The organism is Streptomyces sp. NPDC041191 (assembly GCF_055591945.1).
This window is the reverse complement of sequence record NZ_JBVIZC010000003.1, coordinates 514,527-527,326: the sequence shown is the minus strand read 5'-3', so window position 1 is coordinate 527,326 and position 12,800 is coordinate 514,527. Positions and strand designations below refer to the sequence as shown.

13 protein-coding genes are annotated in these 12,800 nt (G+C 73.8%); 7 read left to right on the top strand and 6 right to left on the bottom strand.

The genetic code is table 11. The features are described from left to right. Positions 1-34 precede the first annotated feature (34 nt). From ACZ6AQ_RS08510 to ACZ6AQ_RS08500, 3 genes are read right to left on the bottom strand one after another with little or no spacing between them, the layout of a single operon-like run. The gene (locus ACZ6AQ_RS08510) at positions 35-799 is read right to left on the bottom strand and encodes an SDR family oxidoreductase (RefSeq protein ID WP_468758466.1); all 765 of its coding nucleotides are present in this window, start codon (positions 797-799) and stop codon (positions 35-37) included. A gap of 42 nt (positions 800-841) precedes the next feature. Next, entirely contained in the window at positions 842-1,798 is a 957-nt protein-coding gene (locus ACZ6AQ_RS08505) for an NAD-dependent epimerase/dehydratase family protein (RefSeq protein WP_468758464.1), read from the bottom strand. A 14-nt stretch (positions 1,799-1,812) separates the two neighbouring features. Then, positions 1,813-2,766: a ScbA/BarX family gamma-butyrolactone biosynthesis protein gene (locus ACZ6AQ_RS08500; protein WP_468758462.1), complete on the bottom strand. Its 954-nt coding sequence runs from the start codon at positions 2,764-2,766 to the stop codon at positions 1,813-1,815. Between the two features lie 129 nt (positions 2,767-2,895). Between ACZ6AQ_RS08500 and ACZ6AQ_RS08495 the strand changes: the two genes are divergently transcribed. The 4 genes from ACZ6AQ_RS08495 (at position 2,896) to ACZ6AQ_RS08480 (ending at position 6,665) form a co-directional block, all read left to right on the top strand. Continuing rightward, entirely contained in the window at positions 2,896-3,579 is a 684-nt protein-coding gene (locus ACZ6AQ_RS08495; RefSeq protein WP_468758460.1) for a ScbR family autoregulator-binding transcription factor, read from the top strand. 123 nt (positions 3,580-3,702) lie between these two features. Next, complete coding sequence (locus tag ACZ6AQ_RS08490) at positions 3,703-4,854, top strand: acyl-CoA dehydrogenase family protein (RefSeq protein ID WP_468758458.1); 1,152 nt, start codon at positions 3,703-3,705, stop codon at positions 4,852-4,854. A gap of 28 nt (positions 4,855-4,882) precedes the next feature. Continuing rightward, entirely contained in the window at positions 4,883-5,668 is a 786-nt protein-coding gene (locus tag ACZ6AQ_RS08485) for an electron transfer flavoprotein subunit beta/FixA family protein (protein WP_468758457.1), read from the top strand. Between the two features lie 40 nt (positions 5,669-5,708). Further along, complete coding sequence (locus ACZ6AQ_RS08480; protein WP_388696184.1) at positions 5,709-6,665, top strand: electron transfer flavoprotein subunit alpha/FixB family protein; 957 nt, start codon at positions 5,709-5,711, stop codon at positions 6,663-6,665. A gap of 85 nt (positions 6,666-6,750) precedes the next feature. Here the strand turns inward: ACZ6AQ_RS08480 and ACZ6AQ_RS08475 are convergent, their stop codons facing one another. The 3 genes from ACZ6AQ_RS08475 to ACZ6AQ_RS08465 form a co-directional block, all read right to left on the bottom strand. After that, positions 6,751-7,137, bottom strand: a complete 387-nt coding sequence (locus ACZ6AQ_RS08475; protein ID WP_388696186.1) for a zinc ribbon domain-containing protein — start codon at positions 7,135-7,137, stop codon at positions 6,751-6,753. Positions 7,138-7,333: 196 nt separating this feature from the next. After that, positions 7,334-8,035 carry a TetR/AcrR family transcriptional regulator gene (locus ACZ6AQ_RS08470; RefSeq protein WP_388696189.1) on the bottom strand — a complete coding sequence of 234 codons (702 nt, stop codon included), beginning with the start codon at positions 8,033-8,035 and terminating at the stop codon, positions 7,334-7,336. Positions 8,036-8,123: 88 nt separating this feature from the next. After that, positions 8,124-8,885 carry an SDR family NAD(P)-dependent oxidoreductase gene (locus tag ACZ6AQ_RS08465; RefSeq protein ID WP_468758455.1) on the bottom strand — a complete coding sequence of 254 codons (762 nt, stop codon included), beginning with the start codon at positions 8,883-8,885 and terminating at the stop codon, positions 8,124-8,126. Between the two features lie 538 nt (positions 8,886-9,423). Here ACZ6AQ_RS08465 and ACZ6AQ_RS08460 point away from each other — a divergent pair. The 3 genes from ACZ6AQ_RS08460 to ACZ6AQ_RS08450 are packed head-to-tail and all read left to right on the top strand — an operon-like array spanning position 9,424 to position 12,792. Further along, positions 9,424-10,110 (top strand): helix-turn-helix transcriptional regulator, encoded by a 687-nt coding sequence (locus ACZ6AQ_RS08460; protein ID WP_468758453.1) that lies wholly within the window; start codon positions 9,424-9,426, stop codon positions 10,108-10,110. Continuing rightward, positions 10,110-10,778, top strand: a complete 669-nt coding sequence (locus ACZ6AQ_RS08455; protein ID WP_468758452.1) for a Pvc16 family protein — start codon at positions 10,110-10,112, stop codon at positions 10,776-10,778. Before ACZ6AQ_RS08460 ends, ACZ6AQ_RS08455 begins: the two co-directional genes overlap by 1 nt. Further along, a complete protein-coding gene (locus ACZ6AQ_RS08450; protein ID WP_468758450.1) occupies positions 10,762-12,792 on the top strand; it encodes an ATP-binding protein in 2,031 nt (676 codons plus the stop codon). The genes ACZ6AQ_RS08455 and ACZ6AQ_RS08450 overlap by 17 nt, the downstream gene beginning before the upstream one ends. Positions 12,793-12,800: the final 8 nt, after the last annotated feature.

Here is a 12,800-nt window from a genome sequence, read left to right as displayed (position 1 = left end):
TTCACAACGGCCCGGAGGCCCCGGACCGCGGCCCTCAGAGGGCGCTGCCGCCCGTCACGTCCACGTACTGGCCGGTGATCCACCGGGCGTCGTCGGAGACGAGGAAGGCGACCACGTCGGCCACGTCCGCGGGCGTCCCCAGCCGGTTGAAGACCGAGAGCGCGGCGAGGGCGGCGCTCGCCTCGGGCGTCGCCCTGCGCCGCGCGTTCATGTCCGTCGCGATGTACCCGGGCGCCACGGCGTTGACCGTGATCCCCCGGGGGCCCAGCTCCTTGGCGAGGGCGAGCGTCATCGTGTCGACGGCCCCCTTGGTCATCGCGTACGTGACGGAGTCGGGGAAGGCGTGCTTCGTCACCGCCGAGGAGATGTTGACGATCCGGCCGCCGTCGCGCAGCCGGTCGAGGCCCCGCTGGATGAGGAAGAGCGGGGCCTTGACGTTGATCGCGACCAGCCGGTCGAAGACCTCGGTGGTGAGCTGGTGGATGCGCCCGGAGCCGCTGGCGCCCGCGTTGTTGACGAGGACGTCGAACCCGGGTCCCGCGTCCCGCTCCGCGAGACCGGCCTCCAGGCCCGCGTAGAAGGTGTCGACGGCGTCCGGCTCCCCCAGGTCCGCGCGGAACGGGAAGGCCCGGCCGCCCTTCTCCTCGATGGCCGCCACCGTCGCGCGGGCGGCCCGCTCGTCGCTGCCGTAGTGCACGGCGACCAGGGCGCCGTCCGCGGCGAGCCGTTCCGCGATGCCTCTTCCGATGCCGCGGCTCGCCCCGGTGACGATCGCGGTCCTGCCGGCCAGCGGGTACATGTCGGTGCTGTCTTCTTTCGGTCGGGGACGGGCGGGGCCCGGTCAGGAGGGGGCGAGCAGGTCCCGGTACCACGCCGTGTGACGCGCGGCCCCCGTGGCGAAGTCCGGCCCCGGGTCGCGGTCGAAGTCCCGCCAGGGACGGTCGTCGGCGAACCAGTGGTCGGTGGCGAGCAGGGCGAGGTGGTGCAGGGCGACGGGATCGTCCGCCAGGAGGGCGCGCGCACCGGCGACGTCCGTCGCGGGCCCCCGGCGCGGCCCTCCCCGCAGGGCGAGCAACTCCTCCCCCCATGCCAGGAGTTGTTCCACGGGAACCGGCGTGGGGTGGTTCACGTGATAGGCACCGGGCCGGGTGCGGGGGGAGAGCGCCGCGCCGACCAGGGCACCCGCCAGGCTCTCCACGTCGATCAGGGAGTGCAGCGAGCCGCCCCCGTCGAGCGGACCGGGCAGCGCCGAGAGGAGGCGGACGACGCCCGGCACCAGCTGCCGGTCCCCGGTCCCGTACACCAGATGGGGGCGCAGGACGGTTCCCCCGGCCTCCGTGACGTGGCGTTCGCCCGCCGCGCGGGTGCGGCTGGTCGCCGAGACGGGGGCGATCGGGAGGGCGTCAGGGGCGGCGGCGCGGAAGGGGCCGCGGCCGTGGACGGAGGCCGTGCTCAGGGCGACGATCCTGCTCACCCCGGCCCGTACGGCCGCGTCGACCAGGGCCCGGGTGCCCTCGTCGTTGACCGCGCGGGCCGTCTCCTCGTCCCCGCCGATCGCGGAGGCGCAGTGGAGCAGGACGTCGATCCCCTCGCAGGCGCGGCGGAGGGAGGCGGGGTCCCGGAGGTCGCCCCGGACGGTCTCGACGTCCGGGGCGCCCCTCGCTCCGGCGCCCGCCGGCGGGGCGGGCGCGCGGCGGGCGAGCAGCCGTACGCGGGCGACGTCCGCCGCCGTCGCGGCGGCCGCCACCCGGCCGCCGATGAATCCGGTCGCGCCGGTGATCAGGATGCGAGCGCCCATCGTTCCGTTCCGGTTCAGGCCGCCGACCGGGCGACGGAGCCGATTCCGGCCACCACCGGTTCCCGGGACGGGGAGGGAGAGCTGAGTGTGCAGAGGAAGACGGGGGTCCCGTCCTGCCGTCCGGTGACCCGGACGGCGGGCGGGCCCACGGGAGCGGCCACGACCTCGGGCTCGATCCAGCAGGGGCTGTCGAGTTCGGCGTAGCGCGAGAAGGAGAGCTTCATGGTGACGGGGAGGTAGGCGGTGTCGCCGGTCACCAGCATCGCCGCCTGCCGGGCCGCTTCGAGGAGGAGCATCCCGGGGACGTGGTCGTTCGGGCGGCGGAAGAGCGTGGGGTGGGCGGTGTTGACCCGCAGCCGCCACCGGCCGGGGCGGTCGCCGGGCCCCAGGACGACGTCCTTGGCGTCCTCGCGGCCGACCAGGTGCGGGGCCACGCCGGGTATCAGGGGGACCGGGCGGCCGAGGGCCGCCATCCGCCCGCCCCGCACGCGGCGGTAGGCCGGGGCCGAGGTGCAGCGCGCCGTGCCGCCCCCGGTGGCGAACGGCCGGCCGTCCCGGGTCAGTACGACATCGGTGCGCAGGCCCCGGACCCGGCCGCCGCGCCTGTCGAGCTCGGGGAAGGTGATGTCGGCCGCGATGTCCGAGGAGGCTCCGTCGAGGACGAGCGCGTCGGGATCGGCGGCGTACCACAGCTCCCACATGACGAACTGGTCGTCCACGGGTACCGCGAGTTCGGTGTGAGCGACGAGCATGGTGGCCTGACGTATCGTCTCGGCCACCAGGACGGGGTCGTGACGGGCCCCTGCCACCGGAGAGAAGAAGGGATGCGAGGCGGACCAGCGAGCGGGGACGGAGTAACGGTTCTCCTGCGGTCGTGCCCAGCCCGTGGGGATGATGTCGGCCGGGTCCGCGCGATGGACGAACTCCCCGGGGACGGGTGTCGTCGCCCCTCGACGGCTCTGTTCCATGGCTTCCCCTCGCGTCACGGCACGCCCCGGACGGCAAATCCGCCCGGCGTAGGATACGTACAGCGCGGTTTTCTTTTCAATGCTTCACGTCACACGTTGAGCACAGACAGCGAGACAGCGGGAGGCGCCTTGGCGCAGCAAGCGCGTGCAATCCGTACCCGGCGGATGATTCTGGAGTCGGCGGCCGCCGTCTTCGCGGAGCGCGGCTACGAGCGGACGACCATCGGGGAGATCCTGGTGCGCGCCGGGGTGACCAAGGGGGCGCTTTATTTCCACTTCGCCTCCAAGGAAGACCTCGCCCTCGGCGTGCTGGACGCCCAGATGCTCGACGAGCCGCTCGGCCCGCAGCCCATCAAGGTCCAGGAACTGGTCGACCAGGGCTTCCTCCTCGCCCACCGGCTGCAGCGCGACCCCCTGGTGCGGGCGAGCGTCGCCCTGGCCCTGGACAGCGGCGCCACGGGCGTCGACCGGGCCGCCCCCTTCCGGGCCTGGATCGACCAGGTGTCGGAGATCCTGACGGTGGCGAAGGTGCGGGGCGAGCTCCTCGTCCACGTGGACGTGACGGACACGGCCGAACTGTTCGCCGGCGCCTTCGCGGGAATCCAGACGATGTCTCAGATTCTTTGCGAGCGGAATGACCTCACTCACCGCGTTCTGGTTCTGCTCCGCCACGTCCTGCCGACCATATGCACTCCGGCCCTGTTGACCCGTCTGGAGATGAGCGAAAGCCGCGCACGCCAATTGGCCGCCGAATACGATGCGAACCGGCTCCGCCGCGAAGAGGGAAATCTCGCGGAAACCCCCGGCACGTAAAACCGACCAGTCGGTTTCTCCAGCGCCTCGACGCCAGAGCGTCGGGGCGCTCTGGCGTCGTGGTACTGAGTGTGCTTTGCTGAGGGTACTCAGTGCCACAAGTGTCTAGGGGAGCTCCACATCATGGGCAAGGACTTCGATCTGTACCGACCTTCGGAGGAGCACGAGATGCTCCGGGAGTCGGTGCGTGCGCTGGCGGAGGCGAAGATCGTTCCGTTCGCGGCGGCGGTGGACGAGGAGGGGCGTTTCCCGCAGGAGGCGCTGGACGCGCTGGTGGCCAATGACCTGCACGCGGTGCACGTGCCCGAGGCGTACGGGGGTGCGGGGGCGGACGCCCTGGCGACGGTGATCGTGATCGAGGAGGTCGCGCGCGCGTGCGGGTCGTCCTCGCTGATCCCGGCGGTGAACAAGCTGGGCTCGCTGCCGGTGATCCTGTCGGGCTCGGAGGAGCTCAAGCACAAGTACCTCGCTCCGCTGGCCCGGGGCGAGGCGATGTTCTCCTACGCCCTGTCGGAGCCGGACGCCGGCTCGGACGCGGCGGGGATGAAGACCCGCGCGGTGCGCGACGGCGACTTCTGGGTCCTCAACGGCGTCAAGCGCTGGATCACCAACGCCGGCGTCTCCGAGTACTACACGGTCATGGCCGTCACCGACCCCGACAAGCGCTCCAAGGGCATCTCCGCGTTCGTCGTGGAGAAGTCCGACGAGGGCGTGTCCTTCGGCGCGCCGGAGAAGAAGCTCGGCATCAAGGGCTCCCCGACCCGCGAGGTCTACCTCGACAACGTCCGCATCCCCGCCGACCGGATGATCGGCGCGGAGGGCACCGGGTTCGCCACCGCGATGAAGACCCTGGACCACACCCGCATCACCATCGCCGCCCAGGCCATCGGCATCGCCCAGGGCGCCCTGGACTACGCCAAGGGCTACGTCACCGAACGCAAGCAGTTCGGCAAGCCCATCGCCGACTTCCAGGGCGTGCAGTTCATGCTCGCCGACATGGCCATGAAGCTGGAGGCCGCCCGCCAGCTCACCTACGCCGCCGCCGCCAAGTCCGAGCGCGTCGACGGTGATCTGACCTTCTTCGGCGCGGCGGCCAAGTGCTTCGCCTCCGACGTCGCCATGGAGGTCACCACCGACGCCGTCCAGCTCCTGGGCGGCTACGGCTACACCCGCGACTACCCCGTCGAGCGCATGATGCGCGACGCCAAGATCACCCAGATCTACGAGGGCACCAACCAGGTCCAGCGCATCGTCATGGCCCGCAACCTCCCGTAACCACCACCTCGTCGAAAGGAGACAGGCCGTGACCCTGAAGATCGCTGTCTGTGTGAAGTACGTCCCCGACGCGACCGGCGACCGCGGTTTCGCCGACGACCTGACGACCGACCGCGAGGCCGTCGACGGCCTGCTCTCGGAGCTGGACGAGTACGCCGTCGAGCAGGCCCTCCGCATCCAGGAGGAGGCCGACGACGCCGAGGTCACCGTCGTGACCGTGGGCCCGGACGACGCCAGGGACGCGCTGCGCAAGGCGCTGTCGATGGGCGCCGACAAGGCCGTCCACGTCAACGACGACGACATCCACGGCTCCGACGTCTTCGCCACCTCCGCGATCCTGGCCAAGGCCCTGGAGAAGACCGGCTTCGACCTGGTCGTCTGCGGCATGGCCTCGACCGACGGCACCATGGGCGTGCTGCCGGCGCTGCTCGCCGAGCGGCTGAACCTCCCGCAGGTCACCCTGCTCTCCGAGGTGTCCGTCGAGGACGGCGCCGTGAAGGGCCGCCGGGACGGCGACGCCGCCACGGAGCTCCTGGAGGCCCCGCTGCCGGCCGTCGTGTCGGTCACCGACCAGTCCGGCGAGGCCCGTTACCCCTCCTTCAAGGGGATCATGGCCGCCAAGAAGAAGCCGGTCGAGGAGCTGGACCTGGACGACCTGGGCATCGACGCCGGCGAGGTCGGCCTCGCCGGGTCCTGGACCCTGGTCGACTCCGCGACCGCGCGTCCGCCCCGTACCCAGGGCACGATCGTCACGGACGAGGGCGACGGCGGCAAGCAGCTCGCCGCCTTCCTCGCCGCCCAGAAGTTCATCTGACCCGCCGTCGGCCAGACATCCCACACAGGAGCAACGAATCATGGCTGAGATCCTGGTTCTCGTGGACCACGCCGACGGTGCGGTCCGCAAGCCGGCCCTCGAACTGCTGACCCTGGCCCGCCGCCTGGGCGAGCCCTCGGCGGTCGTCCTCGGCGCCGGCGAGGCCGCCGCCTCGATCGCCGCCACCGCCGGCGAGTACGGCGCGGCCACCGTGTACGTCGCGGACGGCGCCGAGTTCACCGAGCGGCTCGTCGTGCCGAAGGTCGACGCGCTCACGGGGATCGCCCGGGAGAAGGGGGCGGCCGCCGTCCTGGTGACCTCCTCCGGCGAGGGCAAGGAGATCGCGGCCCGCGTCGCGCTCCGTCTCGGCTCCGGACTGATCACCGACGCCGTGGACCTGGAGGCCGGCGAGAACGGCCCGGTCGCCACCCAGTCCGTCTTCGCCGCCTCGTACCAGGTGCGGTCGACGGTCTCGCGCGGCGTGCCGGTCATCACCGTCAAGCCGAACTCCGCCGCCCCGGAGGCCGCCCCGGCCGCCGGCGCGGTCGAGAACGTCACCGTCGCCTTCACCGGCAACGCGGCGAAGGTCGTCTCGCGCACCCCGCGCGTCTCCACCGGGCGTCCCGAGCTGACCGAGTCCGCGATCGTGGTCTCCGGCGGCCGCGGCGTCGGCGCGGCCGAGGGCTTCGGGGTCGTCGAGAAGCTGGCCGACTCGCTCGGCGCGGCCGTCGGCGCCTCCCGGGCCGCCGTGGACGCGGGCTGGTACCCGCACGCCAACCAGGTCGGCCAGACCGGCAAGCAGGTCTCGCCGCAGCTCTACGTGGCGGCGGGCATCTCCGGCGCGATCCAGCACCGGGCCGGCATGCAGACGTCGAAGACGATCGTGGCGGTCAACAAGGACCCGGAGGCCCCGATCTTCGACCTCGTGGACTACGGCGTGGTCGGCGACCTCTTCGAGGTGCTCCCGCAGCTGACGGACGAGATCGGCGCCCGCTGATCCCCGCCGGTACCGGAAAGGGGCGGCCGGGTGGCACTCTGTGCCACCCGGCCGCCCCTTTCACGCGGTGCGGAACCGGTCCCCCTCACATCCAGCCGTCGAGCGGAACCTCCTCGCAGAGCCGGACGACCGGCCTGCGGCCGGACACGCCGACGCCCGACGCGAGCCTGACCCGGACCCCGGGCCGCACCGCGTGCAGCGGTCCGTCAACCCGGCAGCGGACCACGAAGCCCTCCGTCATGTGCACCGGCCAGAGGTCCGCGTCGGCGGCGGCGACCCCGCGCCGTACGGAGATCACGCCTTCTCCGTCGCTGAGTTCGGGCGCGAGGTCGGTCGACCCGCAGGTCGGACAGAGCAGCCGCTGGAACGTGGTGGTGTGGCACCAGCGGCAGCGCTGGAAGTAGAGCTCGGAGTCGGGGGCCGACTCCTCGGCCTGGACGGCGGTCCCGCTCCTCAATCCCGTGTGGAACACGATGCCTTCTCCTTGCACTCGACGGCTCGACCGTGCACGAGGCAAAGATATGGCACTGAGTGCCATCAAATAAAGACCTGAGTTCCCTCAATTGAAGATACCGAGAACCCTGAATGCCGCCCGGCTCCGTTCCGGCGCGCCCGGCCCCCGCCCGGCTCCGTCCGGCCCCCCCCGCCCGGCTCCGTCCCGGCGCCCCTCAGCCCTCGCCGAGGCTCGCCTCCACCTCGCGCACCACGCGCCACATCGGGGTGGACCGCTTGGTGATCACCACGACCACGTCCTCCGTCTCCTCGGCGGCCGCGGCCGGGGCGGGCCCCCAGGTGGCGCGCACGAACTCCAGGGCCCCGTCCACCGCCGCGAGCGGATCGCCCTCGCCGCCCGAGCGCAGCCAGTGCCGCAGGGCGTGGTTGTGGGCGGCGACCACGGCCGCCGCGACCACGTTGGCGCGCAGGGTGCCGTCCCTGCGGTCGGCCCAGCGGGCGCGCAGGTGGTCGCCGAGGGTCTTCTCGTACCGCCAGACCACCGACAGCTCGTACGTCCGCAGACCGGTCACCTCGCGGGTGAGCCGGTAGCGCTGGACGGAGAAGGTGGGGTTCTCGGCGTACATCCGCATGACGAGCCGGGCGGCGTCGCAGACGCGCGCCACCGGGTCGTCGGAGTCGGCGCTCGCCGCCAGGAAGCGGGTCATGTCGGCGAGGCACTGCTCGTGGTCGGGGAAGACCACGTCCTCCTTCGACGGGAAGTACCGGAAGAAGGACCGCCGGCCGACGCCCGCGAGCGTCACGATGTCGTCCACGGTGGTCTGCTCGTAGCCCCGCTCCAGGAAGAGCTGGAAGGCCGCGGCGATGAGGGAGTCCCGCATCGCGGGCTTCGTGGAGTTCGTCGACCCTGTTCCCATGGCCCGAACCTAACACCCGGGCGGACTCGGCGCGGCACTAGGTGCCGGAGGAATGCGGCACCCAGTGCCCTCGCGGGGGTACGGAGGATCAGCGGGCGGTCATGCGGAGCGCGCCATCCATGCGGATCGTCTCGCCGTTGAGGTAGTCGTGCTCGACGACCATCGTGACGAGGCGGGCGTACTCCTCCGGACGGGCGAGGCGCTGCGGGAAGGTGACGCTCGCGGCGAGCCCGGCCCGGACGTCCTCGCCGAATCCGGCCATCATCGGGGTGTCGACGATGCCGGGGGCGACGGTGACGACCCGGATGCCGAACTGCGCGAGGTCACGGGCGGCCGTGACGGTCATGCCGGCGACGCCCGCCTTGGAGGCGGCGTACGCGATCTGGCCGACCTGACCCTCGAAGGCGGCGATGGAGGCAGTGTTGACCACCAGGCCGCGCTGTCCGTGCTCGTCGGGCTCGTGCCGCGCGATGGCCTCGGCGGCGAGCCGCATCACGTTGAACGTGCCGAGCAGGTTGACGTCGAGCACCGTGCGGAACAGGTCGAGGTCGTGCGGTCCCTTGCGGCCCAGGACGCGGGCGGAGGGGGCGATGCCGGCGCAGTTCACGGCGAGCCGCAGCACGGCGCCGTCGGCGTCGATCGCGGCGAGGGCCGCGCGGACCTGCTCCTCGTCGGTGACGTCGGCGGCGAGCAGCCGGACGCCCTCGGGGAGCGGTCCGGCGGCGGCCACGGCCTTGTCCAGGTCCAGGCCGTAGACGGCGGCGCCGCGCGCGGCGAGCGCGGCGGCGGTGGCGGCGCCGAGGCCGGAGGCGGCGCCGGTGACGAGAGCGGCGGAGCCGGCGATGTCCATGGAACTCCTCGTTCGTGTCGTGCGGGTGCGACCCCGCCGCCGGGATGGCCGCCGGATCGGACGCGTGCCCGCGGAGGACCGCGCGGTCCGCGCGATCTGCGCCGCCCACCATAGAACCGCGTGCCGCGCTCCCGGAAGCGGAGGCGGCACGCTCCTCCGCCGGGACGCCGGGACGCCGGGACGCCGGGACGCCGGAGCGCCGGAGCGGGACCGGAGCCGGGACCGGAGCCGGGACCGGGACCGGTGACGCGGCACCCGGCCGGCCTCCGGGCCCGGAAAGGGAGCGTGGCCCGAATCAGTTGGCCGAATCACGGCGTCAGTGGAGCGTTAGTGCGACGGCAGCGGGACGTGAGCACCGCGCGCCAAGGTGGAGGGGACCATCGTGGCCGGCGTGCCGGCCACGGACACCAGACCGCGGAGGACCGCCCCGTGCCGGACGCCGGCCGGGGGACACCCGCGCGGCCGTCTCGTCCTCCGTACCCGGGCACCCGACCGCGCCCGTGCGGCCGGGGCGTGTGAGAAGGGGCAGGTAGCGGAAGTGTTCACCAAACGGGTGACGGTGACCGTCCACGCGTCCGATCCGCTCAGCCGGGCCGGGCTGATCAGCCACCTGCGGCACCAGCCGTCCCTGGACGTCGTACCGGAGCCGGACGGCGGGGAGCGGGGCGGGGACGCCGGGGGCGCCGGGGAACGGAACGCCTCCGCCCCCGCGGTCGCCGTGATGCTCGCGGACCGGATCGACGACCCCACCACGGCCGAACTGCGGCGCCTGCTGCGCGGCCGGGACCAGCGCGTCGTCCTCGTCGCGGGCGAGCTGCGCGAACCGGACCTGCTGTCGGTGGTCGAGTACGGGGTGCGCGCCATCATCTGGCGCCACCAGGCCACCGAACAGCGGCTGCTGAGCGCCGTGCACAGCGCGGCGCGCGGCGAGGGAGAACTGCCGCCGGACCTGGTCAGCCGCCTGCTGAACCAGGTGGGCCGGCTGCGGCGGGCGACGGCGGCGGGCACGGCGGCCGGCGGGACGGCGCCGCTCTTCGGGATGGCCCCGCGCGAGGTGGACGTCCTGCGGCTGCTCGCCGAGGGCCTGGACACCCGGCAGATCAGCGAGAAGCTCGCCTACTCCGAACGCACCGTGAAGAACATCCTGCACGCGCTGATGACGCGCCTCCAGCTCACCAACCGGGCGCATGCCGTCGCGTACGCGCTCCGCGAAGGCTACATCTGATGATCCACGAGATCGACGAGGCGCTGCGCCGCCTCCTCGCCCCCGCCGTCACGGGCGACGTCGCCTTCGACGCGCCGACCCGCGACTGGGCGGCCCGCCGCAACGAACCGACCCTGAACGCCTACCTGTACGACATCCGGGAGGAGGTGACGCGGCGCGAGGGGGGCACGCTGGCCGAGCGGGACGCCCGGGGGATCGTGACGCGCCTGCGCCGGCCTCCGCGCTGGTTCCGGCTCTCGTACCTGGTGACCGCCTGGACCTCGCGGCCCGAGGACGAGCACCGGCTGCTCGCGGGCGCGCTCGCCCTCCTGCTGCCCCACGAGGCGCTGTCGGGGGACGCGGTGCCAGAGTCCGTGCGCCCGATCGCCACGGCCCTCCCGCTCTCGGTCGCGATGCCGCCGGCCGAGTCGCGGTCGCTCGCGGACATCTGGTCGGCGCTGGGCGGCGAGCTCAAGCCGTCCCTGGACGTCGTGGTGGTCACGCCGTTCCCGGTCGCCCCGGTGCACGAGCCGGCACCGCCGGTCACCGAGGGCGCGGGCCTGATCGTGCGCGGGATCGACGGCGTACCGGAGGGCTCCGGGATCCGGATGGCGCGGCGGACGGGGGCGGCGCCGGGAGCGGCGGTTCCCGGCGGGAAGGACGGGGACGGGCATGGCCTCCGGCACTGACACCGGCACCACGGACGCGGACCGCCCGGTCGGGGGCGGCGTGCTCGAACGGATCGCCGCCCTGCGCGAGCGGGTCGCCGCCCTCGTGGAGGCCCGCAGCGCCGGGGACCCCACGGCGGGCGATCCGCTGCGGGGCCTGTACGTCACCGGGGAGACGGCCCGCCGGGCCGCGGCGGGTCCGTCCCCGGCCGTACCGGAGGGGGGCGTCGTGCCGCCGGGCACCGGCGGGACGGACCGGCCGGACGTGCTCGCGCGCGCCTTCGGGCTCTCCCCGCTCGATACGCACCTCCTCGTCGTGGCGCTCGCGCCCGAGGTGGACCGGGGGTTCGAGACGCTCTACGGCTATCTCAACGACGACGTCGGCCGGCGCCGCGCCACCGTGGCGCTCGCCCTCGACCTCGCGGGCACCGGCCCCCACGATCCGGCCGGCCGCGACCGCTTCCACCCGGCCGCGCCGCTGCGTTCCGGTGGACTCCTGGAGGTCGAGGACGAGGACCGGCCGCTGCCGGGACGGGCGCTGCGCGTGCCGGAACGGGTGGTGGCGCACCTCCTCGGTGACGACGGCCGCCTCGACGCCGCGCTGATCGGCGCGGGGGTCGAGCTGCTGCCGCCCGAGACCGCCGGGACGCCTCCGGGGCCCGCCTCGGTCGGGGCGCGGGTCGCGGCCGCCGGGCCCGTCACCGTGCACCTGCGGGAGCGGGTTCCCGGGTCCGGGGCCGATTCCGTGGTGGTCGCGCTGCGGGACGCCGGACGGCCCGTGCTGCGGTACCGGCCGGAGTCCGTCGACGTCCCGGTGGCGCGGGCGCTGCTGCGCGAGGCCCGGCTGCGCGGCGCCGCCGTGGTCGTCGAGCCGCTGCCGGCGGGGCCGGGGCCGCTGGTGCGCGCGCTGGCCTCGTCCGCCGTGACCGTGGTCCTCGCGGGCACCGACGCACCCGACCCCCGGTGGGCACCGGACGCCGAACTGCTCGCGCTGGACGCGCCGGACGGCACGACGGCCCCCGACGACCTGTGGCAGCGCGAACTCGGTCCTCTGGAGGGCGAGTTCGATCTCGCGGAGGTCACCGCTCCGTACCGCCTCAGCGGTGACCAGATCCGCCGGGCGGCCCGCTCGGCGCGGGCGCTGGCCGCGTTCGAGGGCGCCGGCCCGAATCCGGCGCAGGTGCGGCGCAGTGCCCGGCTGGTCTCCGCGCCGCTGCTCGACAGCCACGCGCGGCGGGTGCGGCCCGCCGTGGGGTTCGCCGATCTCGTGCTGCCCCCGGAGCCGCTGGCGCTGCTGCGCGAGCTGACCGGGCGGGCCCGCGACCGGGACCGGGTGCTCGGCGAGTGGCGGCTGCGGACCGGGGGCGGCCGGGGACGCGGTGTCGTCGCGCTGTTCGCCGGCGAGTCGGGCACCGGGAAGACGCTCGGCGCGGAGGTCGTCGCGGGCGAACTGGGCCTCGACCTCTACGTGGTGGACCTGTCGTCGGTGGTCGACAAGTACGTCGGGGAGACCGAGAAGAACCTGGAGCGGATCTTCACCGAGGTGGACCGCACGGACTGCGTCCTGCTCTTCGACGAGGCCGACGCGGTCTTCGGGAAGCGCTCGGAGGTGAAGAGTTCGCACGACCGGTACGCCAACCTGGAGAGTGCGTACCTGCTCCAGCGGCTGGAGGCGTTCGACGGGATCGCGGTGCTCACCACCAACCTCCGGGCCAACATCGACGAGGCGTTCACGCGCCGGCTCGACCTGGTCGTGGAGTTCCCGTTCCCCGATCCCGGGCAGCGGGTCTCGCTCTGGCACTCCTGCCTGGCGGGGGCGCCGAGGGAGGCGGACGTGGACGCGGAGATCGACCGCTGCGCCCGGGAGTTCGAGCTGGCGGGCGGCGCGATCCGGTCGGCCGCGGTGACGGCCGGCTACCTGGCGGCGGCCCGCGGCTCGGCGGTGACCGGCGCGGACGTACGGGCGGGGGCGCGGCGCGAGTACCGCAAGGCGGGCCGGCTGGTGCCGGACGCGGGCCTGCCCTGGGCCCCGTGACGGCCGGC

Coding starts and splice junctions, on each gene's coding strand:
- ACZ6AQ_RS08490 (WP_468758458.1), top strand. CDS start 3,703: ATGGGCAAGGACTTCGATCTGTACCGACCTTCGGAGGAGCACGAGATG.
- ACZ6AQ_RS08470 (WP_388696189.1), bottom strand. CDS start 8,035: ATGGGAACAGGGTCGACGAACTCCACGAAGCCCGCGATGCGGGACTCC.
- ACZ6AQ_RS08505 (WP_468758464.1), bottom strand. CDS start 1,798: ATGGGCGCTCGCATCCTGATCACCGGCGCGACCGGATTCATCGGCGGC.
- ACZ6AQ_RS08500 (WP_468758462.1), bottom strand. CDS start 2,766: ATGGAACAGAGCCGTCGAGGGGCGACGACACCCGTCCCCGGGGAGTTC.
- ACZ6AQ_RS08450 (WP_468758450.1), top strand. CDS start 10,762: ATGGCCTCCGGCACTGACACCGGCACCACGGACGCGGACCGCCCGGTC.
- ACZ6AQ_RS08510 (WP_468758466.1), bottom strand. CDS start 799: ATGTACCCGCTGGCCGGCAGGACCGCGATCGTCACCGGGGCGAGCCGC.
- ACZ6AQ_RS08465 (WP_468758455.1), bottom strand. CDS start 8,885: ATGGACATCGCCGGCTCCGCCGCTCTCGTCACCGGCGCCGCCTCCGGC.
- ACZ6AQ_RS08455 (WP_468758452.1), top strand. CDS start 10,110: ATGATCCACGAGATCGACGAGGCGCTGCGCCGCCTCCTCGCCCCCGCC.
- ACZ6AQ_RS08480 (WP_388696184.1), top strand. CDS start 5,709: ATGGCTGAGATCCTGGTTCTCGTGGACCACGCCGACGGTGCGGTCCGC.